Consider the following 24,697-nt stretch of genomic DNA (forward strand, 5'->3'; position numbering starts at 1 on the left):
GGCGGGCCGTTCTGGTTGKGCGGGGGTGTTACTTGGTGTTGACGGTGATCTTGGCGACTCCGACGAGGAGGCCGGCCTTGACGGCGTCGGTCTTGAACGTGTCGTTCAGGAGGCCGGCGGCGTCGGAGGAGATGTGGACGGTGGTGCCTTCGAGGATGGCGGTGTCGTTCGGGCCGGTCTGGAGSGGCTTCAGGGTTCCTCCGTGGAGGTCGAAGAGCAGGGCCTGCTTGACGGCGGAGGTGCCGTTGACGGCGACGTCACCGTAGAGCTTGGAGGTGCCGGGGTCGATGGTGAAGTTGGTGAGTTCGACGACGGTGTCACCGGCGGTGAGGGAGAAGCCGGAGCCTTCGTGCTCGATGGTGCCCTGGACGTAGGGGCGGTACGACTCGTTGGGGTCGTAGTAGTCGACGTTTCCGCCGGTGATGGGGAAGATGAGTGAGCCGTCGACGAGGGTTGCGGTGCCGACGGTGCCGGGGGTGAGTCCGAGGGTGGTGAGTGCGGAGGCGAATCCGGCGTCGAGCTTGACGGCGGTGTCGACTCCGGTGAGCGACGGGATCGACGCGACCGGTGTGGGGGTCGACTCGGCGGACGACGTGGGCGACGACGAGGTCGACTCCGTCGACTCNGCGGTGTCGACTCCGGTGAGCGACGGGATCGACGCGACCGGTGTGGGGGTCGACTCGGCGGACGACGTGGGCGACGACGAGGTCGACTCCGTCGACTCGGATGAGCTCGAGCAGGCGGCCATCGAGACGGTCAGGATGCCGGCGGTCAGAAGACCGAGTGTTGCTTTCGTGAAGTTGCGCATGGTGTTGATTCCTTCGCTGGGTGGTGTTGCAGACACGAATGATTCGGCACCCTCCCGCGGATGGTTTGGTTCGATTCGAAAGAAATCAGACCAACGACTTTTCGAACAGCAGATAGTCGGTGTCGTAGTAGTCGCGCGTGGCGCCGTTTTCGGCAAAGCCGAGCCGCCGGCAGACGCGCTGGGAGGCGAGGTTTCGCGGGTCGGTGACGGCGATCACGAACTCGAGCCCCCGCGCCGCTGCGTCGCGCAGCACCGCGTCGGCCGCCTCCGTCGCGTAGCCGTGGCCATAGGCATCCGGATGCAGGTGCCAGCCGATCTCGACAGGCGCCGGCCGGGAGACTCCCGAGCTCACCGAGATCGGCTTGAGCAGCAGATTGCCCAGCAACCGACCGGTCTCGGTGAGCGTGATCGCCCAGATCCCGTGCACAGGATGATCGATGGCGCGGCGACGGAGGATCGAGGCGGCGGCCTCGTCGAGCGTCGCCATCGTCGTGGGATCGGGAGTGAGATAGCGCACGGTCTCCCAACGGGACTCGAGATCGAGGAGAAAGGAGGCGTCGCCCGACTCCCACGGCCGCAGGGTCAGGCGGGGGCTCCGAATGATGCGCACGACCCCATCATGCCCCTCAGGCAGGTCGCTTCTCGGCCAGCCAGCTCGTGATACTGGTGGCGACGAGGTCGAGGTGGGATTCGAGGAGGAAGTGTCCGCCGTCGAGGAGCTCGAGGCGGGCGTTTGGTGCGTCACGCAGGAACGTGTGGGCGCCGGCGGCGTCGAAGATTTCGTCGTTGCGTCCCCAGATCGCGAGGACGGGCACGTGCGAGGTGCGGATCCACTCGTGGACGGCCGGGTAGAGATCCCTGTTGCTCGAGTAGTCGCGGAAGAGAGCCAGCTGCACGTCGTCTTGACCCGCCCGGGCGAGGAGCGCGAGGTCGTGCTCCCACGCATCCGGATCGACGGTCGACGGATCGGGCACGCCGTGCGTGTACTGCCATTCGACGGCCGCACGACCGAGGGCCGGACGAAGCGCCTCGCGGGTCTCGGCTGTACGCTCGGCGGCATCGGCCCAGATCGGGTTCCAGAACTCGGGGACGAATCCCTCTTCGTAGGCGTTGCCGTTCTGCGTGATGACGCCGACGACCGCGGCAGGGCCGCGAAGCGCCAGTCGCCAGCCGATGGGGGCGCCGTAGTCCTGCACGTAGATCGTGTACCGCGTCACGCCGATGGTGCTGAGGAACCGAGCCGTCGTCTCGGCCAGGGCGGCGAAGGTGTACTCGAAGTCGTCGACGGATGGCGCGGACGAGCGACCGAAGCCGATGTGGTCGGGCGCGATGACGCGATAGTGCTCTGCCAGCCTCGGGATGAGGTGCCGGAACATGTGCGAGCTGCTCGGGTATCCGTGGAGCAGGACGAGCACGGGTGCGTCGGCGGGCCCGGCTTCACGCCAGAAGACCTCGAGCCCGTCGACAGAGACGGTGCGGTGGTGGACGGTGACCATTGCTAACCCCTTAAGTTTGTTTTACTGGTTAGTCAGACGGTAGCATAGACGGGACGCTGCACACGGAGCACGGGAGCGAGGAGCCATGGATCGGGACGAGGAACTGCTGTTGGCCGTCTTGAACAGCGCGCCCGTGGTCGACGGACGACCGCTCGACGGCCTGGATGGTGCCGCTGGGCAAGAGCTCGCGCGCAGCTGGGGCGGAACCGGCACGGCGAACGAGCTCGCGCAGTTGCGGCGCGCCCGCGACGCGATCCAGTCGGTGATCCGCGAAAACGATCCGGCCGCGGTGAATGAGCTCGCCGACCTCCTCGCCGGCGCCGCGCGTACGCCGCGTGTCACCCCAGACGGCGTGATGTGGGAGCTCGACGCCCCGATTGAGAGACGTCTTCCCGTGCAGACCGTTCTCGCCTGGTCGGCAGTGACGACGCAGCTGCGCGGCCGGCTTCGCGCGTGCGCGAACGACGAGTGCAACCTGTTTTTGGTCGATCACAGCCGACCCGGTACGGCCAAGTGGTGTTCGATGGCCACGTGCGGCAACCGGATGAAGGCGCGCACGCACGCGAGTCGGTCGCGCCCCTGAGTTCGGCCGCGGGGTTAACCGATCGACGCGGATGACGCCGATGCGGATGCTCGTCGGCGCCGCAGGTACACGACGCAGGCCGCCGCAGTGAGGACCGCGACCCCGGCCCAGAAGAGAGCCAGGTTCAGCCCGTAGTCGAGCGGCAGGATCGTGGGGTTCTTCGTGCCGAGCGATTTCTTGTAGATCTCGGGCAGCACCAGCATGCTCATGATCGCGCCCACCACGACGCCGCCCTGGATGATGGCGAGCACGCCGAACGGTATGCGGCGACCGGCGCGGCGCATCCAGACATCGAGCAGCAGGAGAAGCGGCGACAGGATGCCGTCGTGCACGATGATGGCGGCGACGATCCAGACGACGACGCCCACGATCTGGTCGGGGCGCTCCTTCTGCACCATGATCAGGGCGCCCAGGAACAGTCCGGCGAGGCCGAGCACGATCAGGATGACGCGTGTGATCTTCATGCCTCGACCTCCAGCTTGCTGAGCCACTTGGTCTGCAGAACGCCCGGTCTGCCGGGAGCGATCATGCGCGCCGGGTAGCCGTGGTCGATATCGAGAGTGTCGCCGTTGACCTCGAGCGCGACGAGGGTCGACGCGTCGAAGGCATACTCCGGGCCCATCTGGGTGACCCGGTAGCCGCCCTTCTTCTCGAGGCTCGTGAGCTTGAGTCCCTGCGAGGTGTCTGCTCCCACCTTGTTGAGCAGCTCGCGCAGACGCACGCCTTTCCAGGTGGCCATCTGGCTCCAGCCCTCGACGCACGAGATCGGCAATTCGACGGTGGTCTGGGGCAGCGCCAGCAGCTCGGCGCGGGTCAGCGTGACCGTGCGGGGTCCGTTCGAGATGGTGAGCGCCCAGTCGGGCGACACCGCGGTGTCGAGAACCTGCGCCGCCTTCGCCGTGCGGTTCACGGGCAGGGCGTTCGGTCCGGTTCCCTTCACGCGCGGCGCGAAGATGTTGAAGGGGCTGAGCGCGGCGAACGACTGCCCGGCTGTGAGGGCCACGACGGTGGCCGTGGAGACGCCGACCGCGGTCATGAATCCACGTCGACTCACCGCGGGCTCGGGTGACGGCGCGCCGTCGATCCAACGGAAGATGCGGCCCGTGACGCCGCCGACCGGAGCCGATTCGGCGACGGGAGCAGCGGCATCCGGAGCGGTCTCGCCACCCGGTGTCTCGCCACCCGGTGTTTCGCCACCCGGTGTCTCGCCGCGCAGCTCGCGCGTGCCCTCGGAATTGCGCGTCCAGAAGCGAGCGATCATGGGCAGCTTCACCGCGATGTGGATGGCCAGCGATCCGATGACGACGAACGAGAGTGCCCAGTGCACCTCGCGGAAGCCGAACTTCCACGGGTACCACTGGTAGGTGTTGAGCAGGCCGATGGTGATCTGCACGAGAGAGGCGCCGACGAACAGCGCGATGGATGCGCGCTCGAGCAGGTGCAGCGGACTCTTCACGGGCGGCGTCTGGAACAGCTGCGGGTAGATCGTGTAGAGCTTGCCGAGGATCAGCGGAAAGCAGGCGATTCCGGCGGTGATGTGGATGCCCTGGGTCACCTGGTAGAGCTGCGCGGGCACCGTCGAGAACCGCATCCACGGCTCCGGCTCCTGCAGAAAGTGACTGTAGAGGCCGGTGCCGAAGCAGAGGAGGAAGGCGATGGCGAGCAGGCGGCCGATGACCACCGCCATGCGGGGATTGCGAGGGGGCGCCGCGAGAGCCTGCTGCGTCGCTGCGAGAAGGCGTCTCACGATGTCGGCCTAGGCTCTGCGGTCGAGTTGCAGGTCGCGCACGCCGGCCCTGACACTGACGCGGTCGAACACCTCGGCGAACCGTCCGTCGGGAGCGATCGAGGCGACCTCGCGGGCGTCATCGATCGAGTCGACGTCGTTGATCTCTGCCAGCAGCTTGACCCGTAGCTCGGCCTCGAGCAGGCGTTCGAGCTGATCGCGCCCTGTCTCTGCCTCCGACATGGCGACCCCGCGGATCAGGGAGCCGTCGGGCTCGCGCATGCCGAGAGCCCAGAATCCGCCGTCGCTCGCGAAGCCGAACCATGCGTCGATGTCGTCGTGCCACCGGGTGAGCGCCGGCTCGAGCAGCTCGCGCGTCACCTGCGGCGTGTCCATGCCGATCATCAGCAGGGGGCCGTCGACCGAGTCGAACAGGTAGCCCAGGCGCTGGTCGAGCGTTCCCTCGTTCTGCTGCAGAACCTCGAAACCGTCGGCTTCGGCGGGCGGGTTCTGGCCGTCGAAGAACAGGATGCGCCGGTCGGCGGGGATGGCCGACACGACGTCGAGCGTGTCGCCCAGGCTCGCGGATGCGATCTCAGCGGCCTCCTCGAGCGAGAACGGCGGGTGCAACCGCGTCTTCACGCGCCCGGGTATGCACTCCTTGGCGATGACTGCGATGGTGAGCATGAGGCCTCCTGGCTTGGTCTCCGGTTGGTCTCTGTAGCGAGGCACGTTATCGAGCGACCCTTACTGGTCACTGTATGTACTTCGTCGCGAAGGCCCGATCGGATTCCTTTCGCCGATGATGTGCGCTATGCGGCGTCTCGGTCGTACTGCAGGTCGAGGAACGTCGGGCCGGGATCGTGCCGTGGTCTGACGCGGCTCGGATTCACGATTCGTAGAGTGACATCATGCCCGGAGACACCTCAACTCACCCGTCGACCACACCCCGCACGCCGGAAGACAGACGGCGGCGTCGACGTCGCGCGGGGATCATCGTGGGCGTCGCCCTGGTCGGTGTGGCCGCCCTGGGAGTCGGAGGCATCGTCGCGGCCGCTCCACTGCTGCGCACGTACGGCATCTACGTCGCGCCGCCGTCGCCTCAGCAGTACGCGGAGTACGCGCTCGACGACATGCGCCACGGACTCGAGGCGACGCCGAGCCGGTATGACGACGTGCGGGCCGAGACTCTTTCCGAGGTGGCGAACGCCACTGACTACGCAGACACCTACGACGCGCTCGCCACAGCGGCCACCGAGCTGGGCGGCCCGCACACGACGTTCGCCGATCCGGCGAAGGCCGCCGAGATGTTCGGCCCGTCGTCGGGCAGCACGTCGGCGAACCAGCTGCCGACGGTCTCGAGTGCCGACGGCGTCACGACCATTCGGCTTCCCACGCTGATCGGCGGCGGCACCGGGAGCGACTCCTTCGGTCAGAAGTACATCGACACGGTCGTCTCCGCGATCGGCACGGCGGCCCCGACCACCTCGGCCTGGGTCGTCGATCTGCGCGACAATCACGGCGGCAACGTCTGGCCGATGCTCGCTGCCGTGGCACCTCTTCTCGACGACGGCACCGTCGAGACGTTCGAATCCGTCGACGCCTCGACCGTCATCTCCGTCGACGGAGGCGCGGTCTCCTCCGGCGGCACACAGCAGAGCGAGGCGAGCGCCCCTCAACCGAAGGTCGACGGCCCGGTCGCGGTGGTGGTCAACGGCATGACCGGCAGCTCAGCGGAGGCGGTCGCGATCGCCTTCATCGGCCAGGCGAACGTGCGCGTCTTCGGGCAGCCGAGCTACGGCTTCAGCACGGCGAATCAGCCGTTCAGGCTCTACGACGGAGCGGTGGTGAACCTCACCGTGGCGGTCGACGCCGACCGCACCGGCAAGCGCTACGGCGTGCCCATCGAACCTGACGAGACCGTCGATGACGATCAACTCGACGCCGCGATCGGCGCGTGGCTGGCGACGCGGGGGTAGTCCTCTGACGGAGCGTCAGCCTCGGCGTTTCACCTCGCGCAGCAGCTTCGACATGTCCTTCACGGCGATGTAGGTGCCACGGATCGTTCCGGTGACCTTCGACCGGCCGACGCGCGGGCTGTAGGGGGTGTCGAACTCCTCGATGCGCCACCCAGCGGCGGATGCCTTCAACAGCATCTCGAGCGGATAGCCGCTTCGGCGATCTGCCAGGTCGAGCGACAGCAGACCCTCTCGACGGGCCGCGCGCATGGGCCCGAGATCCTTGATCGCGATGTGCGCCCGACGCTTGATGAGAAACGAGAGGGCACGGTTGGCGAAGCGCGCGTGCAGGGGCCAGGCCCCTGCCGTCGTCGGGATGCGTCGGCCGAGCACGAGATCGGCTCGATCGGCCGTGATCCGCTCGACGAGGGTCGGCAGCTCCGCCGGATCCATCGAGGCGTCGGCGTCGCAGAAGGCGACGATCGGCGCGGTCGCGGCGAGCAGGCCGGTGTGCGCTGCCGCGCCGAAGCCGCGGCGCGATTCGGCGACCACCGTTGCGCCGGCCGCGCGCGCGATGTCGGCCGAGCCATCCGTCGAGCCGTTGTCGACGACGATGGCCCGATAGCCGTCGGGCAGTCGCGACAGCACCCAGGGCAAGGCCTCGGCCTCGTTGAGGCAGGGCAGCACGACGTCGACGAGGGCGGCGTCGGTCACGATGCGGCCGAGCGTAGCGGGGCCGTGGCGAACTCGGCCATTCCGGCGTCGAAGTCGACGGCTGCGCGCCAGCCGAGCTCGCGGGCGATCTTGTCGCTCGATGCGGTGATGTGACGCACGTCGCCGAGGCGGAACTCGCCCGTCACGACGGGGTCGGCTCCGGCGGATGCACGGGCGATCGCGGCCGCCATGTCGCCGATGGTGTGCACGACGCCGCTGCCCACGTTGTAGGCGGCGAACGACGACGATTCGACCGAGGCCGTCGCGTCGAGGGCCGCGAGGTTCGCCGCGGCCACGTCGCTCACGTGCACGAAGTCGCGGCGCTGGGCGCCGTCTTCGAACACCCTTGGCGCCTCGCCGCGAGCGAGCGCCGAACGGAACAGCGAGGCCACTCCGGCGTAGGGGGTGTTCTGCGGCATGCCGGGCCCGTAGACGTTGTGATAGCGCAGAGCGATCGCGCGCCCACCGGCCGAGCGGGCCCACGACGCAGAGAGGTGCTCCTGGCCCAGCTTCGACGAGGCGTAGACGTTGCGCGGATCGAGCGGCGCATCCTCTGTGATGAGCTCGGGGATGAGGGCGGTCTCGCTGCTCGGGTCGAGGGGCTCGAAGAGTCCGGCCTCGAGGTCGGCCACACGTCGCGCGGGAGGACGCACCTTCTCGCCCAGTTCGTTGCGGTAGCTGCCCTCGCCGTAGACGACCATCGACGAGGCCACGACGAAGCGGTCGATGCCGGCACGCGTCATGGCAGCGAGCAGCACGGCCGTGCCGAGCTCGTTCGACGAGACGTAGTCGGGGGCGTCGTAGAAGTCGACCCCGAGGCCGACCTTGCCGGCCTGGTGGCACACCGCGTCGATGCCCTCGAGCGACCGCGCCACGGTCTCCTCGTCGCGCACGTCGCCGAGCACGAACTCCGCGCGCTCGTCGAGCGCGGGGGCCGTCTCGTGCACGTCGGCCCGCAGCGAATCGAGCACGCGCACCGACCATCCGGCATCCAGAGCCTGGCGCACGATCTCGCTGCCGATGAAACCGGCGCCGCCGGTGACGAGCAGATGCGGCATGTGATGACCCCCAAAGACGTGGATGATCAGCCTAACCGCCGCTGCGCATCCAGGCGGTTCCCCGAGCGCGCAGCCCGAGGGTGATCGCCCTCGCCGTCATGTAGCCGAAGCCGAATGCCAGCCACAGCCAGATGAGCCCGGTCGTGCCGTCGGGGCCGAACAGGGCGACGAGCAGCAGGAGCGGCGCGTAGATCAGAACGGTCGCGAGCCCGGCGAGGGCGAGGTAGCGGGCGTCGCCGGCCCCGATCAGCACGCCGTCGAGAACGAAGACGTAGCCGGCCAGAGGAACGCCGACGGCCATCACGAGCACGACCGCGACCAGGGCCTGCTGCACGTCGCGGCTCGACGAGAAGATCGGGCCGAGCAGGGGAGAGAGGGCGGCGATACCGATGCCGAGAGCGAGCCCGGCGCCGATTCCCCACAGTACGAGGCGCCGCATCACGCCCCGCACGCGCTCGACATCCTGAGCGCCGAGGCCGTGGCCCACCAGGGCCTGCCCCGCGATGGCCAGCGCGTCGAGGATGAACGCCAGCGTGAAGAAGAGCGTCGATGCGATCTGGAACGTCGCGAGTTCGACGACGCCGAGGTCAGACGCGACGACGACCGTGGCGAGCAGGGCGGCGCGCAGGCTCGCCGTGCGCAGAAAGAGCCAGCCGCCGGATGCCGCGGCGCCGGTCACCCCCGCCAGCCCGGGCCGCAGGCTGACGCCGTTGCTGCGGGATGCCCGCACGGCGATCACGAGATACACGGCGGCCATCGCCCACTGGGCTACGACGGTGCCCGCGGCGGAACCGGCGATGCCCGCGCCGAAACCATAGATGAAGAGCGCATTGAGGCCCGCGTTCGCCGCGAAGCCGCTGACCGCGACGATAAGCGGGGTCTTCGTGTCTTGCAACCCGCGCAGCAGTCCGGTCGCGGCGATCACGAGCAGCATCGCGGGCAACCCGGCGAGCGAGACCGTCAGGTAGATGACGGCCTGCTCCTCGACCGCTGCAGTCGCGCCGAAGAGGTGCACGAGGGGCCTGGCCGCGACGAGGCCGACGACGACGAGCACGACCCCGAGCGCGAGAGCGAGCCAGAGACCGTCGATACCCGCGCGAATGGCGCCGGGCCTGTCGCCGGCGCCGAGTCGACGTGCGACCGCGGGAGTCGTGGCGTAGGCGAGGAAGATCAGCAGGCCGATCGCGGTCTGCAGCAGGGCGCTGGCGATACTCAGGCCCGCGAGCGGCGTCTCGCCCAGGTGCCCGACGAGGGCGGTGTCGGTGAGAAGGAACAGGGGCTCGGCGACGAGGGCCCCGAGGGCCGGAACGGCGAGACGCAGAATGTCGCGATCCAGAGCCTTCACACTGCGAGCCTAGCTAGGCTTGCCCAATGACGACTTCCGGCATCGATCTGAACGAACTCGACCCCTCCATCCGCCCGCAGGACGACCTGTTCAGGCACGTCAACGGCAAGTGGATTGCCCGAACGGTCATTCCCGACGACCGGGCTCGAGACGGCTCGTTCTATCAGCTGCACGAAGAGGCCGAGAAGGCCGTGCGCGACATCATCATCGAGGCGCAGGATGCCGAGCCCGGCACAGAGGAGCGCACCTTCGGCGACCTCTACGCCAGCTTCCTCGACGAGGAGCGCGTCGAAGACCTCGGTACCACGCCGATCGAGGCCCAGCTCGCCGACGCGGCCCGCGTCTCGACTGTGCGCGAGCTGCTCGAGACCGCTGCCCACCTAGAGCGCCAGGGAGTCGGCGGCTTCTTCCGCCTGTTCGTCGACAACGACCCGGGCAACCCGGAGCGCTACCTGGTGTTCCTGGAGCAGGGCGGCATCTCGCTGCCCGACGAGAGCTACTTCCGCGAAGAGAAGTTCGCCGACATCCGAACCGCGTACCTCAAGCACATCGAGCGGATGTTCGCGCTCGCGGGCCTCTCGGAGCCTGCCGTGCGCGCGCAGCGCGTCTTCGACCTCGAGACCGCGATCGCGGCGACGCACTGGGACAACGTGCGCACCCGCGACGCCCAGGCCACCTACAACCTCGTCGGCTGGAACGACTTCGCCGCCTCGGCCCCCTCGGTCGACCTCGAGCTGTGGCGCTCGGCGCTCGGCGCCCCCGAGGGTGTCTTCGACGAGCTCGTGGTGCGCGAGCCGTCGTTCGTCTCGGGCATCGCAGAGCTGCTCACCGAGGATCGACTCGATGCGTGGCGCGATTGGCTGTCGTGGCAGGTCGTGCACGGCGCTGCGGCCTATCTGCCCGCCGTGTTCGTGAACGAGAACTTCGACTTCTACGGCCGCACCCTCACGGGAACGCCGACGATGCGCGCTCGCTGGAAGCGCGGTGTGTCGCTCGTGGAGGGTGCCATGGGCGAAGCCGTCGGCCGTATCTATGTCGACCGCCACTTCCCGCCGACGGCCAAGGCGGCCATGGACGTGCTCGTCGCCAACCTCATCGAGGCATACCGGGCATCCATCACCGACCTCGAGTGGATGACCCCCGCCACGCGCGAACGGGCGCTCGAGAAGCTCGACAAGTTCACCCCCAAGATCGGGTTCCCGGTCAAATGGAGGGACTACTCCACTCTGGCCATCGACGCGAAGGACCTGGCCGGCAACATCCGGGCCACGAGCGAGTTCGAGTTCCAGCGCGAGTTGGGAAAGATCGGCAAGCCGCTCGATCGCGACGAGTGGTTCATGACCCCGCAGACGATCAATGCGTACTACAACCCCGGCTTCAACGAGATCGTCTTCCCGGCGGCCATCCTGCAGTACCCCTTCTTCGACGAGAGCCGGGATGCCGCGGCCAACTACGGCGCGATCGGCGCGGTGATCGGCCACGAGATCGGGCACGGATTCGACGACCAGGGATCGCGCTTCGACGGCGACGGCCGGCTCACCGACTGGTGGACCGAGGCCGACCGCGAGGCGTTCGAGAAGCGCACCTCGTCGCTGATCGACCAGTACAACTCGCTCGCTCCGGCGCAGGTTCCCGACCAGCACGTCAACGGCGCGCTCACGATCGGCGAGAACATCGGCGACCTGGGCGGCCTGAGCATCGCGTGGGACGCATACCTGCTGTCGCTCGATGGCGAGGAGCCGCCGGTGATCGACGGCCTCACCGGCGTGCAGCGTTTCTTCCTGTCGTGGGCGCAGGCCTGGCAGCAGAAGTCGCGCGATGAAGAGGTGGTTCGCCTGCTGTCGATCGACCCGCACTCGCCGAACGAGTTCCGCTGCAACCAGATCGTGCGCAACATCGACGAGTTCTATGCCGCGTTCGACGTGAGCGAGTCGGATGCCCTGTGGCTGGCTCCCGAGGAGCGCGTCACGATCTGGTAGCTCGCGCGTGTGAACGGTGCGTGGTCGTTCTCGCCGCGAGAAGGTAGCTCACGCAGTGCCTTTGGCCGGTGACGGGTCGATTAGGGCGAGATAGATCGTCCCTACGCGGTGACCGGGGTTTTCTTCGGCCAGAGTGTATAGCTGGTGGCCCGAACGAGTTCCACTGCGGCGATGATCCCGAGGATGCCGAACATCGAGGTCAGCGCAGCTGATCGTTGTAGATCACTGCTGATGGTGATGAGTAGCCAGAGAACGCCTGCCGCGATTGCGACCGCGATGCCCGTTCGCACCACATCCCGCCAGCACTCTGCGGTGTAGGCCCATCCGTATCGTTTCGCCGGGGCGGGGCCGTTGGCGAAACGGTGGGCGAAACGCGTGTCCGCCCACTGGATCATCTTGTGGCCGTAGGCGACGGAGACACCCAAGTAGATCGCGGCGAGACCGTGCGCGAATGTGGCGGTCGATCCGCGGCTCAGGTCGATCGCGTTCGCAGCCAACAGGATCACATCGAGTACCGGTGTGAGGGCGAGCAGCACAAGCCCGAGGCGTCGTCTTTTCAGGGGGTAACGAGCGATGAGGCCCGCCAGGATCACGACCCAGAAGCCGACTTCGCAGGCGATGATGATGGCGAGAATGTGAGGGCTCCTTTGTCGGTACGGTCGTGCTATCAAAAAACTAGCACGGTCGTGCTAATCTCGACAAATGCCGCGACTGATCGACCGTGACCAACGCAAAGTCGAGTTGGCTGAAGCGGTGTGGCGGGTCATCCGGGAACGCGGGATCGGCTCGGTCTCGGTGCGAATAGTTGCCGAAGAAGCCGGCGTCGCTGTCGGTTCACTCCGTCACCTGTTCCCCAACCGGGCGGGCTTACTTCGCTACTCGGCGGAACTGATGGCTCGACGCGCAACGGAGCGCATACGCGGCCTTGCCCCGGCCTCGGACCCCATCACGCACGCCGAGAACATCATCCGAGAACTCCTACCGTTGACGCCAGACAGTCGCACTGAGCTGGAGGTCAACCTTGCCCTCATCGCAGAGACTCCCGCTCTGCCAGAGTTGGCGGATGTGCGCGATGCCGCCACCGCGGAGTTGTTCGGAGCGTGCCAACTCATAGTCGCCGGTCTGCAAGGCGGGCCACGCCCGACTCAAGAGCTCGTCGCCCGGCGGCTCCACGCTCTTCTCGACGGGCTCGCTCTTCATCTCCTGACACAGCCCAGCGGTTCCGACACCACGTGGGCGACTCAGGTCATCAGTACCGAGATCAGGGCAATCGCAGCCAGCTGAAAAAGGTGTATCGGGCTGGGACGAGAGCAACCCAGGTTGACAACTGGATCGTTAGCAACGTAGGTTGACGACATGGAGTCCTCACAGATCGCGTCAGTGGCAGCCGACACCAGCGACCCCAAAGCAGGATTGCGGGCAGTGACAACGTTGCGCGTTCTCGCGGACACATTGGAGCTTCGGCAAGTCGAGGCCGCGCTGCGGGCAGGGATGACATGGCAGGACATCGCTGACGCGCTTGGGGTCACCCGGCAGGCCGTGCACAAGAAGTACTCCAAACGAGTCGATTCCACGATCCCGATCCCCAGGAGGAACACATGAGCAAGTTCGTTCTCGCAGCGCAGACCAGTCAATCGCTTTCACTCGCTGCAATGGAGGAAGCATCCCGAGCGGGGCTCCGCGTAGCAGACCTCGAACACCTGTTCCTCGCTCTCGTGATCAGCGATCAACCTGCTGGAGTCTCGCTGCGCAGCATGGGCATCGATATCGACGGCGCCCGCCGCGCCGTCGAGGAAGCCCACGCGGCCCAGCTGGCATCACTCGGCATCGAGGCTTCATTCCCCGAGGCCGGACGAATCGTATTTCACGAGACGGATGGATATGACTGGAGCAAGCGCGCTTACGCCCTCATCGCGCGCTCCGTCGACAAAGACAAGAACGGCGACGCCGCCGCAGTGCTTCGAGAACTTGTCTCGGAGCCCAGCGGTCTGATCGCCAATATCCTCGAGCGCCTCGGCACGACTCCCCAGGCCGTGCTCGAACACCTCGACCGATTCGACGCTGCTGCCGAAAGAACTGCGACAAGGCCCGCACAAGTGAAGGGACGGGTGTCAGGGTCGATCGAGACATTCGTTCCAGCGCCGGTTGACGCAGTGTGGCAGTTCCTCGCGGACCCGGCGCGCATCCCCGATTGGGAGATGAGTGTCGGCTCTATCGATCATGCAGTGCAGGGCTCCACGCCCGGCATGGTCTGGCAAGGCCTCGCGCCGGAAAGTCGTCCGGACGGGAAGCCGGTGAACGTGAAGCCACGATTCCGCCGTCGCAGCATCGAACTCGTCACAGCCCACCAACCGCACAGGATCGCGTGGAGCTTCACCTACCCCGCTGCCCCAGAAAGCAGTGCGATTCTGACGGAGTTCACCTTGGTGAACACGACCGGAGGCACCCAGGTCCAGGTCACCAGGTCATGGTCGCGACGCCCGGGTTGGCGGAGGCTCGTCGCTCTTCCCCTGCGTCCCCTTCAGAGGTTCCTGGTCTGGATCACCCTGTTCCAGACGGGTGGCGCGGTCAGCCGTGCTTTCCGCTGAGCCGAAAAGCGACGCATTCCTCGCCTCAGCACATCACCGCCACTACGCGCTTGCCTCGCAGGACTGGCTTCCGCCTCGCTCATCGCGATGGGCGCCCAGGTTCTCGTTAGTGTCTTGCCATAGGCGTCAGGCCTCCGGTTCGATACGCATCAGATCGATTTCGAGCGCTTGCCGAGTCCTCCGGTTGCGCCCCGACCACCTGGCATCATCGACAGATGAGCGAATCACCGGTCGAGAGAGTGACTCTGAATACCTTCGAGCTTGACGGGGCCCCGAGCTTCGCTTCCGTGGAGGTGCGGCGGATCACGATCGCACCGGACTTTCACGCCGGAGCGCATTGGCACAACGGTCCCGTCTTCGGCGTCATCGAATCAGGGTCTGCGTACTTCCAAGTGGGAGTCAACGCCCAGCGCGTACTCCACCCCGGCGACACCTTCTACGAACCGGGAAACGAGACAATCGCCCGCTTCGACGCGACCAGCGAGGGCGTTACGTTCCTCGCCTGGTTCCCCGTTCCTGCCAACGCAGAACCGGAATTGACGATGGGTGCGCGCGTCGGCTAGCCGACCTTCATCTCGCACGCGTTGTCGCCCAGGTAGTTGCTGAGCAGCACCGAGCCCGACTCGGCACCCGAGGTGGGAACGTATACGGCGATGTTCCCCGTGACGGACTCTCCGGGGGCGAGGTCGGGTGCGAATAGCAGCCACGGCTCGGGCACGACGGCGAACTGGGCAGGCGCCGCGAGGTCTTCGGCGACGCCCTTGAACGTGGCCCGGGTCGCGCCCGCCGGGAACGACTCGATGCCCAGCTGCTTGACCGTCACGGAGAAGAGCGCGTACCGGTATCCGTCGGGAGGGGTCTCGTTGAACGAGTTCTCGTTGAGCATCTCGTCGGTGGCGTCGAGGTTCGCCTCATCGATGGTGACTTCGGCCTGGTTCTCGCCGTCGTAGGTGAAGATTCCGGCCTTGCCCAGGGCGATCGCGGTTCCGTCGGTGCAGACGGTGGCGCCGGCCGATTGGGTGGGATCTCCCGGCACGGCCGTCGGGTCGCCGGGCTGGGGAGCGTCGGGCGAGTCCGTCTCGGAGGGGTCGCTGAATGGGCTCGACGTCGACGGGCTGTCGTCGTAGTTGGGAACCGAATCGATCGCCTGGAAGAACGAGACCGTGTAGGTCACGATGAACACGATGCTCAAGACGAAGGCGAGAGCCGAGACGATCGTGCCGATGAGCGACAGCACGCGCGATCCGAACTTGCGGAATACGGCGATGAGTCCGAACACCAGGCCGCCGATCGCGCCGAAGACCGTGATGAAGTTGAGGAACGGGATCCAGCAGGCGAGAAGGGCGAGACCACCGAGGATGAGACTGACGATGCCCATCCAGCCACCCTTGTTGCGCGGCGGAACCTGCCCAGGCGCGTAGGGAGTCGTGTAGGGCAGCTGACCCGACGGCGGGGCGCCGGCCGGCGACGACGTCGAGCCGTAGACGGGCGTCGGCGCAGACGAGGTACCGGATGCCGGGGTTCCGTAGACCGGGGGCGCTCCGTACGACGGCGCGGGCGAGGATGAACCGGTGGTGCTGGGCGGGCCGTACGACGGTGCCGTCGGTGCCGCGGGTGCCGACGGTGCCGCGGGTGCCGACGGTGCAGAGCCGCCGGTGCTCGGCGGACCGTAGCTGGGTGCGCTGGGCGCCGAAGGTGCGCTGGGCGCGGAGGAAGGCGTCTCGATGGGAGCCGGTGGAGCAGCTGGCGGGGCCGGAGGTGTCGGCGGCGACGTGGGCTCGCCAGACGGGAACGGCGGCATGCTCGGAGTGCTTGGCGCGGATTCCGCGGGCGTCGCGGGGGTCTTCTCGGTGGACTCGGGCTCGGAGGGCTCACGGGGATCGGACATGGATCGATTCTGTCAGAGGTCTCCCACCAAGAACGAGGCTTGCGCACCCGCCGCAGACAGCCGACTCGATGGCCGATCACAGGTGAATGTGGCACGATACCCGTTATCCCTCACGCGAGATTCGATCGGTTCGGGTGTGCGGAGAGTGTTTCGGGAGATGTGGGGACGGTATGGCGGAGTCCACCAGAAGGCGCAACAGACGGGGCGATTCCCCGGATGCGCCCACGGCCCGTCGCGCACGCTCCGGAGCCGCGACCGCCGGAGATGACGCCTTCCGTCGAGGCTTTGCGAGTTTGACCCAGCTCGCCCTCTCGGGGGTTCAGATCACGGCCTGCGTCATCGACGTGAAGACCGATCGACTGTTGTTCTCCGTCGACGACCACCTCTCTGTTCCCACCGCGTCGATCGGCAAGGTCCTCTTGCTCATCGAGATCGCGGCCAGGCTGAGCGCCGGCGACAAGTCGGCCCACGGCATCCTGAATCGCACGGCCCAAGACTCGGTGGCCGACTCGGGTCTCTGGCAGCACCTGCAGGTGCCGGCCCTGCCTGTCGCCGACGTCGCCGCCCTCGTCGGCGCCGCGAGCGACAACCTGGCGACCAACGTGCTCATCCGGCGAGTCGGTCTCGACGCCGTGCGCGCTCGCGGCGAAGCACTCGGCCTGACCCGCACGTTCCTGCTCGACACGGTGCGCGACTATCGCGGGCCGGATGACGCGCCCCAGCTCTCCGTCGGATCGGCGCGCGAGCTCGCGACCCTCTTCGCTGGCCTGTCGCGCGGTGAGATCGTGAACGTGGCCACGAGCCAGCAGGTCATGGAATGGCTCGCGCTCGGCTCAGACCTGTCGATGGTCGCCAGTGCCTTCGGCCTCGACCCGCTGGCGCACCGCACCAGCGATCACGGCCTGCTGCTCACGAACAAGACGGGCACCGACACGGGAGTGCGCAGCGAGGCGGGCGTTCTGCGCGGGCCGAGCGGCTCGGTGGCCTACGCCGTGACCATGCGCTTCAACGACACCGACCTCACGGGTCGTCTCGCCGTGCTCGACGGCATGCGCACCCTCGGCACCGACATCCTCGAGTACGTCTTCTAGTCAGGCGCGCGTTGTCGCAGCCGACCTACGCGGCACTCTGACGATCAGTCCGTGGTGCTGCACAGAGAGTGACGCGGCCGAGATGAGCCCGTGGGCGTCGCCGTCGAGCTGGATCTCCTGAGCCTCGGTGAAGCGCACCCGCATCTCGTAGGCCTGTGCCCAGCGGATCGCCCGCGGCGTCGGGGTGAGGCTGGCGACCAGGCGGCCGAACCGGGTGCGGTGCAGCATCCGGTTGAAGGCGAGGCGGTAGCCGATGTTGGTCCATCCCGACCCGCGGCCGGGGCGGAAGATCACGGCGTCGAGGCGGCCATCGTCTATGGCAGCGGCGGGGAGCAGGAGGAGACCGCCCGTGAGCATGCCGGAGTTTCCGACGATGACGGTGTGCGCTCGAGTCTGCACCGCCGGCCTGTCGTCGAGGCGGTAGCTGAGGTCGAACTGTTTGTTGCCGAAGATGCTGCGCGCGATGGGGTCGGAGTACGCGAGCCAGCCGATGCGTTTCTTCAATCGTTCGTTGGTGTGGCCGGCCATGTGGGCGTCGAGGCCGATGCCGGCCATCACGAGAAACGCGTGCTGCGACTCGCGCCCATCCGCCCGCTCGAGTATCGCGATACCGGCGTCGACCGGCCGGTCGACACCGCGAAAGGCCGTGGCGATGGATGCCGTCAGGTCGTTCAGAGGCAGGCTCAGCTCCCGGGCGAACAGGTTGCCGGTGCCTGACGGCACCAGCCCGAGCGGGATGCCGCTGCCGGTCAGCGCCTCGGCTGCCGCCCGGAGGGTGCCGTCGCCACCGGCCACCACGATGAGCTCAGGTGCCGATCGCACCGCGTCTTCGGCCGCCGCTCTGCCATCGTCGCTGGCGCTCGTCTCGAACCATGCCGAGGGTGACCAGCCCGCGAGGCTCTCTTCGCGAGCAACGGCTGCGCGCAGAGTCTCGATCGAGACCTTGGCGGGATTGACGACGATAGCGGCCCTCCGTCGGGGCGACTCCTCAGCTCGGTCTCCTGAATCTGCGTTCACGCCAGCCAAGAATAGTGCCGCCGAGCGTGCCCGAGGCTGTGTGCGGCGGATGTCAGTCCTGCGGCGAGAGCGATCGGGGCCAGGTACCGTAGCGGGCCTCGAGATCGTCGCCGATCATCGACAATGAGGACTCGGTGTACGGCAGCCAGCCGATATCGAGCTCCACCAGTGCGGTCGCCACGTCGGGTACCGTCCGACCCGCTCCGGTCACGCGGATGACCGCATACCGTTCTGGCGCGACCTCGGTCTGCGACCACACCTGCCTGAGCACCAGATCGAGCAGATCGCGGTCGGAGCCCGTGAAGTCGTCGGAGAGCTCGATGTTGATGCTCATGTACGTCTGAAAACCGTCTTTGGTGGGGCCGATGCGAGCGTCGTCGACACCCGGGATCGCCTCCAGCGTCGCCTCGGCCTCGTCGGCGCTGCGCTCGACCGAGTGGGAGGGCGTCGTGCAGCCCGCGAGCCCGAGCCCGAGAGTGCAGGCCAGCAGTGACGCCGCGAGGGCGACGGGAACTCGGGAGGCCATGGCTCGACCCTATCGTCGGCCGTGTGCCACTCTCGATTCATGAGTTCTGTGCGTCTGACCGGCCAGCTCGTCTGCGGCACCGCGGAACAGCGTCGAGCGGTCGAGGAGAATCTGCCTTTGCACACGCGACTCACTCGCGCGGAGCCGGGATGCGTCTCGTTCGAGGTGACGCAAACGCACGACCCGCTGGTGTGGCAGGTCGACGAGCTCTTTAGCGATGCGGAGTCGTTTGCGGCGCACCAGCGACGCGTCGCCGACAGCGCGTGGGGCCGCGCGACGGCCGGCATCGAGCGCCGCTACGAGGTCGAGGGCGCATAGGCCGCGTTCGTGCCCGAATGCCTCCATTCGTGGCCGTGGGAGACGCACGTTTGGAGGGATTCGGGCACAAAAGCCGCCGTCAGTGCTGGGTCTCGAGGCCCCAGGCGGCGGCATCCAACGACTGGATGGCGGCGATCGTCGCGCCGATCGCGGGCACGGCGGTGGCGCCCTGTGCGGTGACGAGGTGAACGGTGCGGTAGTCGGTGGCGGCCGGCGGGCGCGTCGCGACGCCGGCGGGCAGCGGCGTGGCCGCGAGGGCGAGCGAGGGCAGGAGCGCGACGCCCAGCCCTGCCGCGACCATGGCCAGAACGGCCTGCACATTGTCGGTCTCGTAGCCGAGGGCGGGGGTGAATCCGGATGCTTCGCACAGCTCGACGAGGTGACCGCGGCACCGCGGGCACCCGGCGATCCACCCCGAGTCGGCGAGACTCGACAGCTCGATCGCCCCGTCACCGAGCCCGGGAGCATCCGGAACCACGAGCAGCATCTGCTCGCGCCACAGCGGCAGGGTGACGAGGCCCGACGCGCTCGCGCGGTGCGGATCGTCGGGGTCGCCCGGGTAGCTGAACGTGAGGGCGATGTCGGCGGCGTGGTCGCGCACGGCCTGCACCGCCTCGGGCGGCTCGGCCTCGAGATAGCTGAAGCGCACCCCGGGATGCCGCCCGGTGATATCGCCCAGGAGCCTCGGCACGACGGTCGACGAGGCGGAGGGGAATGCCGCGATGCGCACCAGACCCGAGCGCAGCCCCGACAGATCGGCGAGCTCGTCGGCCGCCGAGTCGATGGCGCGCAGCACCGTGGCCGCGTGCCGGGCGAGCACCTCGCCGGCCTCGGTCAGCTCCACCCCGCGGGCCACCCGGGTGAGCACGGGCATTCCCAGTTTCTCTTCGAGGCGCTTGATGTTCTGGCTGATCGCCGGCTGGCTGTAGCCGAGCGCCGCTGCTGCTGCCGTGATCGATCCACGGTCGGCGATCGCCCTGATCACGCGCAGCGTCTGGGAATCGAGGTCCGTGGCGACGGCGGAGCGTGAGGCGGGCGCAAAGGTCATGGACGCATCATAACGAGCGCTTATGCTCATGATCTTGAAATTGCCGTTGTCGAATGGCTTGAACGCGATCATTCTGGATGCATGACAACACTCGCCAAGGCTCGTTCACAGTTCGTCGGTGGCCGGCGCTACCTCGGCGCGTGTTCGCTCGGCCTGGCGGGCACGGCGACCCTCGCGGCGATGCAGGCCGACCAGGCCGACTGGGCCGCCGGGCTCTGCTCGCCCGCCAAATACGACGCGACCATCGACCGCACCCGCGCATCCTTCGCCCGCATGATGGGCATCGAGGCCAGCCGGGTGGCCATCGGGTCGCAGACGTCGGCCATGGTGAGCGTTCTCGCGGCGGCGGTGCCCGACGGCGCCGAAGTGCTTTGCGTCGACGGAGACTTCAGCTCGATGGTCTTCCCGTTCGTGGTCGCCGAGAAGCGCGGCGTCGTGGTGCGACACGTTCCTCTCGAGGCGCTCGCGGCATCTATCACCCCGACCACGCACCTCGTGGCCTTCTCTCTGGTGCAATCCGCGTCGGGCAAGGTCGCCGACGTCGATGCCATCGTGTCGGCGGCCCGCCAGAACGGCGCGCTCACCGTGTGCGACACCACGCAGGCGGCGGGCGCGATGCCCGTCGACGCCTCGCTCTTCGATGCCACCGTGTGCCACGCCTACAAGTGGCTGTGTGCCCCGCGAGGAGCCGCCTTTATGACTCTCTCCGAGGAGTACCAGCGCACGCTGTCGCCCATTCAGGCCAACTGGTACGCGGGCCAAGAGATCTGGGGATCCTGCTACGGCCCCACCATGAACCTCGCCGCCGACGCCCGCAGCTTCGACGTGTCGCCGGCCTGGCCCGTGTGGGTGGGGGCAGAGCCCGCTATCGAACTCTTCGCATCGCTCGACCTCTCAGAGGTGCACGCGCACAACGTCGCCCTGGGCGATGCGCTCTGCGACGGGCTCGGCATTCCCCGGCGCGGTCAGGCGATCGTCACCTGGCCGGATGCCGATGGCCGGCACCTCAGGGCGTTGATCGCCGCCGGCATCGTCGCTTCGGGTCGGGCCGGCTGCGCGCGGGTGGCATTCCACCTCTGGAACGACGAGCAGGACGTCGCCGACATACTCGCAGCACTCGCCGTGGCCCCGACGTCGAGTTGACGTTATAGGCGCCCCGGAGGTCTCGTGTTGCCAGTTCCGTTGGTCTGAACTGGCAACACCCGGGACTCCTCGGCGATCGAATCGGCAACTCGCGAACGACCGACGAGGCGCTAGCTGTCGGCACGGCGAGTGACGTGCACGATCGCCGTCCCGACGGCCCAGCCGAGCACGGTGCCCGTGGTGTTCGTGAGCAGATCGTTGACGTCGGCGGTGCGGCCCACCTGGGCGAGGTACTGACTCAGCTCGATGCCCACCGACAGCAGCAGCCCGATCAGCAGGGCGACGGCGAAGCGGATGCCCGCCGCGACGAGCAGCAGCCCGAGCGGAATGAACACGCCCACGTTGAGCACCGCGTCGACGACCGCGCCGGGGCCTTGGAACGACAACGGCACGAGGTTGAGCAGCGTGCCCTTTCCGGAGCTCGGACGCATCGTCAGAAAGAGCAGCCCCGCGAGCCACGCGGCCAGCGAGAGGGCGACGGCGACGCGGTCGCCACGCGGAGTGCCGTCGGCAGTTCGATGGCTCGTGGTTCGATCGCTCGCGGTTCGACGCGCACGGCGCACCACGAGCACGACGCCCGCGATGCTCACGGCGACGAGCACGGCCGCGAATGCGAGCTCGGCAGAGAAACCGGTCACGCGGTGATGCGCAGGCTCACGCGCTTCTTCTTGCCCTTTTTGCCGAGGCGTTCGATGAACATGAAGATGCGGTACTCGAACCGGTACTTGGCCAGGAAGATGCGTTCCTGGCTGGCGCGGGCCGCGTCGCTGTCGACGATCTCAGCGTGAGCCGCGACGGTCGGGGCGCCGTCGGCGACCTTGCCCATGCGGTCTGACGGGCGCAGCTCGACGCGGTCGTTGTTGCGCAGCCGCTTCACCTTGCCGGTTCCGTCGGGCGTGGTGACGATGAGCGCGTCGCCGTCTCGGGCGATCCACACCGGAGTGGGCACGCCCTCGCCGGTCTTGCGGAAGGTGGTGAGCGACACGAAACGCTCGTCGGCGATCGAGGCGAGGCCGGCATCCAAAGTCATGCGCCAACCCTAACCGGTGCCGCAGTCAGTCGATCAGGTCGAGGGCGGCCAACCGGGCGAGGGTCTCGCGGCCCGCCGGCGGACAGCGGTGGGCATCGCGCGAGGTCACCCAGTGCACCGCGTCGACCTCGGCGGATGCGACGGGCTCGTCGTTCGTCGACCCTGCGAAGACGCGCATCTCGACGAGCCGGCCATCCGGTTCGCCGTGCGCCTGCACCCTCACGGTGAAGAGCTCGTCGACCGACGCGCGCTCGAGTTCGACCGACACCTCTTCGCGAGCCTCGCGGATGGCCGCGTCGAACGCCGTCTCGCCCGGATCGATCTTGCCGCCCGGCATGTAGATGACGTCGCGTCCGCGCGCCGTGACCATGAGAACCCGCCGGTCGCGCACGAGGGCCACAGCCGCGACGAGAATGGTCGGAAGCTCAGCCATCGATCGCGTTCCGGGCGTTCCACTCGACGTCGAGGATCGCGTAGACGGCTAAGTCGCCCCATTCGCCCTTGAAGATCTCGCTGTGCACGAAGTGGGCCTCGAGGCGCATGCCGAGGCGGGCGCAGAGCGCGGCCGAGGCCGTGTTGCGCGGATCGAGTTCGGCGATGACGCGGTGCGAGCCGAGATCGTCGAAGGCCAGGCTGAGAACCCGGGATGCGGCCTCGGTCGCGAAGCCTCTGCCCTCGTACTCCGGGTTCAGCACCCAGCCGATCGTGGCCTGACGGTGCTCGATGCTCGAGAGCACCAGCGTCATGTCTCCGATGATGCGAGGGCGCGCGGTCGGATAGCTCGGCGATGGCGGCAACTCCATGCCGAGAACGATCACGTCGCCGTCGGCGGCCAGCGTCGTGTTGAGCCTGCGCGACAGATGCTCGGCGACCTCGTCGCGATTGCGCTTCGGCCACGGCAGATAGCGGATCACGTCGTCGCGCCCCGCGTAGGCGAAGACGTCGTCGAGATCGTCAGGAGTGAGCGTTCGCAAGACGAGGCGCTCGGTGCGGAGAGGCTGCGTGACTCGCAGCACGGCCTCGTCGCCCACTCAGGCTCCGGGCGCGCGGTGGGTGAGGGGCAGGGTGGAGGCGACGACAGCCTCCGCCGCCGCGGGGGAGGCCTGCAGGCCGAACAGCGCCTCGACGGCCGCGAAGACCGTCTCGGTTCCGCCCGTGCGGGCGAGGTCGCGGGCTCTCACCGACGGGGTGTGCAGAATCACGCCGACCAGGTGTCGAAGCGCCCGCTCGGTCTCGTCTGACGAGTCTCCGCGCGATCTGGCCCGTTCGATCTCGGCGTCGAGCAGGTCGAAGAGGTGCGAGCGCAGGGCGACCACGGCGGGGGCGACCTCGGCCTCGGCGCGGGATGCGCGGTACTCGGCCGCGGCCTCGCCCACGAGCGCGCGGGCGTGCGACTCGGCGTTCAGCTCTTCGAGGGGAGCGTGCAGGCTGACGGTCTCGAGGTCGAGCAGTTCGGTTCCCGAGACCGTGGCGACCGCCGGGTCGACGTTGCGCGGCAGACCGAGGTCGATCACGAGGCGGCGCTCGACCGCGCCGTCGATGTCGGCCGCGGCTACGAGCTGCTCGGCGGTGAGCACGACCGTGGGTGCGGTGCTGCAGGTGACGATCACATCGGATGCCGCAATGGCCCCGACCAGCTCGGCCTTGGCGACGGCCTGCAGCTGATGAGACGCGGCGAAGTTCGCTGCGCGGCCCGACGGCGAGTAGACCCGCACGTTGGTGACGCCGCGATCGCGGAGGGCGGCGAGGCTGGCACGGGCGTAGCGACCCGTGCCGACGAGAAGAACGGTGGTGCCGGCCCAGTCGGTGACGCGGCTCTCGGCCAGGTCGAGGGCGAGGCGAACCAGGCTGCGCCCCGCTCCGCCGAGGCCGGTCTTGGTCTTGACGCCGCGCGAGGTCTTCGATGCGCGTTGGAACAGGCGCTCGAGGTCGCCCGAAGTGGTGTGCTCGACGCGGGCGGTGGTGAGGGCGCGACGAACCTGCCCGGCGATCTCGTCTTCGCCGATGGCGACCGATTCGAGGCCGCTCGACACAGAGAAGAGGTGCTCGGCGACGGTGTCGCCGCAGAGAACGGTGAGGGTGTCGCGCACGTCGTCGACGTCGACGACGGATGCCTCGGCCAGCACTTCGATAGCCTGTTCGGCTGCCAGGGCGGCGGCTGCGGTGAGCGGCTCGTCGACGTCGAGGTAGGCCTCGAAGCGGTTGCACGTGGCCAAAACCACGGCGCCCTGAATGAAGTCGCTCTCGGTGACGAGCGAGGTGGCGAGGGAGGGTGCGCCGATCGACAGCTTCTCGAGAAGATCGAAGCTGGCGTTGCGATGGTTCGCAGTCAGGCAGAGCAGCACCTGACAAGTCTACGTCGCGTAGAACACCGCTCAGGT

Annotated in this window: 29 protein-coding genes; 10 read left to right on the top strand and 19 right to left on the bottom strand. The window is 67.9% G+C overall.

Going from position 1 to position 24,697, the window contains the following annotated elements:
- Positions 1–28 precede the first annotated feature (28 nt).
- The 3 genes from ASF79_RS00005 to ASF79_RS00015 form a co-directional block, all read right to left on the bottom strand.
- On the bottom strand, positions 29–625 hold a 597-nt coding region (locus ASF79_RS00005), incomplete at its 5' end, for a hypothetical protein (RefSeq protein ID WP_235500580.1).
- A 268-nt stretch (positions 626–893) separates the two neighbouring features.
- A complete protein-coding gene (locus tag ASF79_RS00010; RefSeq protein ID WP_055850457.1) occupies positions 894–1,418 on the bottom strand; it encodes a GNAT family N-acetyltransferase in 525 nt (174 codons plus the stop codon).
- A 16-nt stretch (positions 1,419–1,434) separates the two neighbouring features.
- A complete protein-coding gene (locus ASF79_RS00015; protein WP_055850459.1) occupies positions 1,435–2,304 on the bottom strand; it encodes an alpha/beta fold hydrolase in 870 nt (289 codons plus the stop codon).
- Positions 2,305–2,389: 85 nt separating this feature from the next.
- Here ASF79_RS00015 and ASF79_RS00020 point away from each other — a divergent pair, with 85 nt between their 5' ends.
- The gene (locus ASF79_RS00020) at positions 2,390–2,887 is read left to right on the top strand and encodes a CGNR zinc finger domain-containing protein (RefSeq protein WP_055850462.1); all 498 of its coding nucleotides are present in this window, start codon (positions 2,390–2,392) and stop codon (positions 2,885–2,887) included.
- A gap of 14 nt (positions 2,888–2,901) precedes the next feature.
- Here the strand turns inward: ASF79_RS00020 and ASF79_RS00025 are convergent, their stop codons facing one another.
- From ASF79_RS00025 to ASF79_RS00035, 3 genes are read right to left on the bottom strand one after another with little or no spacing between them, the layout of a single operon-like run.
- Positions 2,902–3,351 (bottom strand): hypothetical protein, encoded by a 450-nt coding sequence (locus ASF79_RS00025; RefSeq protein ID WP_055850465.1) that lies wholly within the window; start codon positions 3,349–3,351, stop codon positions 2,902–2,904.
- Entirely contained in the window at positions 3,348–4,634 is a 1,287-nt protein-coding gene (locus ASF79_RS00030; protein WP_055850467.1) for a molybdopterin-dependent oxidoreductase, read from the bottom strand. Before ASF79_RS00030 ends, ASF79_RS00025 begins: the two co-directional genes overlap by 4 nt.
- 9 nt (positions 4,635–4,643) lie before the next feature.
- Positions 4,644–5,300 carry a TIGR04282 family arsenosugar biosynthesis glycosyltransferase gene (locus tag ASF79_RS00035; RefSeq protein ID WP_055850470.1) on the bottom strand — a complete coding sequence of 219 codons (657 nt, stop codon included), beginning with the start codon at positions 5,298–5,300 and terminating at the stop codon, positions 4,644–4,646.
- A gap of 224 nt (positions 5,301–5,524) precedes the next feature.
- Here ASF79_RS00035 and ASF79_RS00040 point away from each other — a divergent pair, with 224 nt between their 5' ends.
- Positions 5,525–6,592: a S41 family peptidase gene (locus tag ASF79_RS00040; RefSeq protein ID WP_082495596.1), complete on the top strand. Its 1,068-nt coding sequence runs from the start codon at positions 5,525–5,527 to the stop codon at positions 6,590–6,592.
- A gap of 15 nt (positions 6,593–6,607) precedes the next feature.
- Here the strand turns inward: ASF79_RS00040 and ASF79_RS00045 are convergent, their stop codons facing one another.
- From ASF79_RS00045 to ASF79_RS00055, 3 genes are read right to left on the bottom strand one after another with little or no spacing between them, the layout of a single operon-like run.
- The gene (locus tag ASF79_RS00045) at positions 6,608–7,285 is read right to left on the bottom strand and encodes a glycosyltransferase family 2 protein (RefSeq protein ID WP_055850476.1); all 678 of its coding nucleotides are present in this window, start codon (positions 7,283–7,285) and stop codon (positions 6,608–6,610) included.
- Complete coding sequence (locus tag ASF79_RS00050) at positions 7,282–8,343, bottom strand: SDR family NAD(P)-dependent oxidoreductase (RefSeq protein WP_055850479.1); 1,062 nt, start codon at positions 8,341–8,343, stop codon at positions 7,282–7,284. Before ASF79_RS00050 ends, ASF79_RS00045 begins: the two co-directional genes overlap by 4 nt.
- 31 nt (positions 8,344–8,374) lie before the next feature.
- Positions 8,375–9,688 (bottom strand): MATE family efflux transporter, encoded by a 1,314-nt coding sequence (locus ASF79_RS00055; protein WP_055850481.1) that lies wholly within the window; start codon positions 9,686–9,688, stop codon positions 8,375–8,377.
- Between the two features lie 26 nt (positions 9,689–9,714).
- On the opposite strand from ASF79_RS00055, the gene ASF79_RS00060 reads away from it, so the two are divergent.
- Positions 9,715–11,667, top strand: a complete 1,953-nt coding sequence (locus tag ASF79_RS00060) for a M13 family metallopeptidase (RefSeq protein ID WP_055850484.1) — start codon at positions 9,715–9,717, stop codon at positions 11,665–11,667.
- A gap of 101 nt (positions 11,668–11,768) precedes the next feature.
- Here ASF79_RS00060 and ASF79_RS00065 read toward each other — a convergent pair whose 3' ends face one another.
- The gene (locus ASF79_RS00065) at positions 11,769–12,338 is read right to left on the bottom strand and encodes a hypothetical protein (protein WP_235500581.1); all 570 of its coding nucleotides are present in this window, start codon (positions 12,336–12,338) and stop codon (positions 11,769–11,771) included.
- A 31-nt stretch (positions 12,339–12,369) separates the two neighbouring features.
- On the opposite strand from ASF79_RS00065, the gene ASF79_RS00070 reads away from it, so the two are divergent.
- From ASF79_RS00070 to ASF79_RS00085, 4 genes are all read left to right on the top strand, one after another.
- Positions 12,370–12,951: a TetR/AcrR family transcriptional regulator gene (locus ASF79_RS00070; protein WP_055850487.1), complete on the top strand. Its 582-nt coding sequence runs from the start codon at positions 12,370–12,372 to the stop codon at positions 12,949–12,951.
- Between the two features lie 72 nt (positions 12,952–13,023).
- The gene (locus tag ASF79_RS17610) at positions 13,024–13,269 is read left to right on the top strand and encodes a hypothetical protein (protein ID WP_055777099.1); all 246 of its coding nucleotides are present in this window, start codon (positions 13,024–13,026) and stop codon (positions 13,267–13,269) included.
- A 50-nt stretch (positions 13,270–13,319) separates the two neighbouring features.
- On the top strand, positions 13,320–14,255 hold the full coding sequence (locus tag ASF79_RS00080; protein WP_235500655.1) for an SRPBCC family protein: 936 nt from the start codon (positions 13,320–13,322) through the stop codon (positions 14,253–14,255).
- A gap of 215 nt (positions 14,256–14,470) precedes the next feature.
- Complete coding sequence (locus tag ASF79_RS00085; RefSeq protein ID WP_055850493.1) at positions 14,471–14,818, top strand: cupin domain-containing protein; 348 nt, start codon at positions 14,471–14,473, stop codon at positions 14,816–14,818.
- Here the strand turns inward: ASF79_RS00085 and ASF79_RS17245 are convergent.
- Positions 14,815–16,143: a hypothetical protein gene (locus tag ASF79_RS17245; protein WP_156366106.1), complete on the bottom strand. Its 1,329-nt coding sequence runs from the start codon at positions 16,141–16,143 to the stop codon at positions 14,815–14,817. The genes ASF79_RS00085 and ASF79_RS17245 overlap by 4 nt on opposite strands.
- Positions 16,144–16,436: 293 nt before the next feature.
- On the opposite strand from ASF79_RS17245, the gene ASF79_RS00095 reads away from it, so the two are divergent.
- Positions 16,437–17,234, top strand: coding sequence for a serine hydrolase (locus ASF79_RS00095; RefSeq protein ID WP_055777082.1), 798 nt, complete (start codon positions 16,437–16,439; stop codon positions 17,232–17,234).
- Here the strand turns inward: ASF79_RS00095 and ASF79_RS00100 are convergent, their stop codons facing one another.
- Positions 17,235–18,251 (bottom strand): diacylglycerol/lipid kinase family protein, encoded by a 1,017-nt coding sequence (locus ASF79_RS00100; RefSeq protein WP_235500582.1) that lies wholly within the window; start codon positions 18,249–18,251, stop codon positions 17,235–17,237. It abuts the gene before it with no gap.
- 52 nt (positions 18,252–18,303) lie between these two features.
- Entirely contained in the window at positions 18,304–18,777 is a 474-nt protein-coding gene (locus ASF79_RS00105) for a hypothetical protein (protein WP_055850498.1), read from the bottom strand.
- Positions 18,778–18,816: 39 nt separating this feature from the next.
- Between ASF79_RS00105 and ASF79_RS00110 the strand changes: the two genes are divergently transcribed.
- The gene (locus ASF79_RS00110) at positions 18,817–19,095 is read left to right on the top strand and encodes a putative quinol monooxygenase (protein ID WP_055850501.1); all 279 of its coding nucleotides are present in this window, start codon (positions 18,817–18,819) and stop codon (positions 19,093–19,095) included.
- Positions 19,096–19,174: 79 nt separating this feature from the next.
- Here the strand turns inward: ASF79_RS00110 and ASF79_RS00115 are convergent, their stop codons facing one another.
- Entirely contained in the window at positions 19,175–20,143 is a 969-nt protein-coding gene (locus ASF79_RS00115; RefSeq protein ID WP_055852876.1) for a LysR family transcriptional regulator, read from the bottom strand.
- Positions 20,144–20,224: 81 nt separating this feature from the next.
- On the opposite strand from ASF79_RS00115, the gene ASF79_RS00120 reads away from it, so the two are divergent.
- Complete coding sequence (locus tag ASF79_RS00120) at positions 20,225–21,286, top strand: aminotransferase class V-fold PLP-dependent enzyme (protein ID WP_055850504.1); 1,062 nt, start codon at positions 20,225–20,227, stop codon at positions 21,284–21,286.
- 110 nt (positions 21,287–21,396) lie between these two features.
- On the opposite strand, the gene ASF79_RS00125 is transcribed toward ASF79_RS00120, so the two are convergent.
- From ASF79_RS00125 to ASF79_RS00145, 5 genes are read right to left on the bottom strand one after another with little or no spacing between them, the layout of a single operon-like run.
- Positions 21,397–21,924: a VanZ family protein gene (locus ASF79_RS00125; RefSeq protein ID WP_156366107.1), complete on the bottom strand. Its 528-nt coding sequence runs from the start codon at positions 21,922–21,924 to the stop codon at positions 21,397–21,399.
- On the bottom strand, positions 21,921–22,316 hold the full coding sequence (locus ASF79_RS00130; RefSeq protein WP_055850507.1) for a PPOX class F420-dependent oxidoreductase: 396 nt from the start codon (positions 22,314–22,316) through the stop codon (positions 21,921–21,923). Before ASF79_RS00130 ends, ASF79_RS00125 begins: the two co-directional genes overlap by 4 nt.
- A 25-nt stretch (positions 22,317–22,341) precedes the next feature.
- Positions 22,342–22,749, bottom strand: a complete 408-nt coding sequence (locus ASF79_RS00135) for an NUDIX hydrolase (protein WP_055850511.1) — start codon at positions 22,747–22,749, stop codon at positions 22,342–22,344.
- Positions 22,742–23,347 carry a GNAT family N-acetyltransferase gene (locus tag ASF79_RS00140; protein ID WP_055850514.1) on the bottom strand — a complete coding sequence of 202 codons (606 nt, stop codon included), beginning with the start codon at positions 23,345–23,347 and terminating at the stop codon, positions 22,742–22,744. The genes ASF79_RS00135 and ASF79_RS00140 overlap by 8 nt, the downstream gene beginning before the upstream one ends.
- Positions 23,348–24,661, bottom strand: a complete 1,314-nt coding sequence (locus ASF79_RS00145; RefSeq protein WP_055850517.1) for a glutamyl-tRNA reductase — start codon at positions 24,659–24,661, stop codon at positions 23,348–23,350.
- Between the last annotated feature and the right edge of the window lie 36 nt (positions 24,662–24,697).

This window comes from Agreia sp. Leaf335 (assembly GCF_001423605.1).
Lineage (GTDB): Bacteria > Actinomycetota > Actinomycetes > Actinomycetales > Microbacteriaceae > Agreia.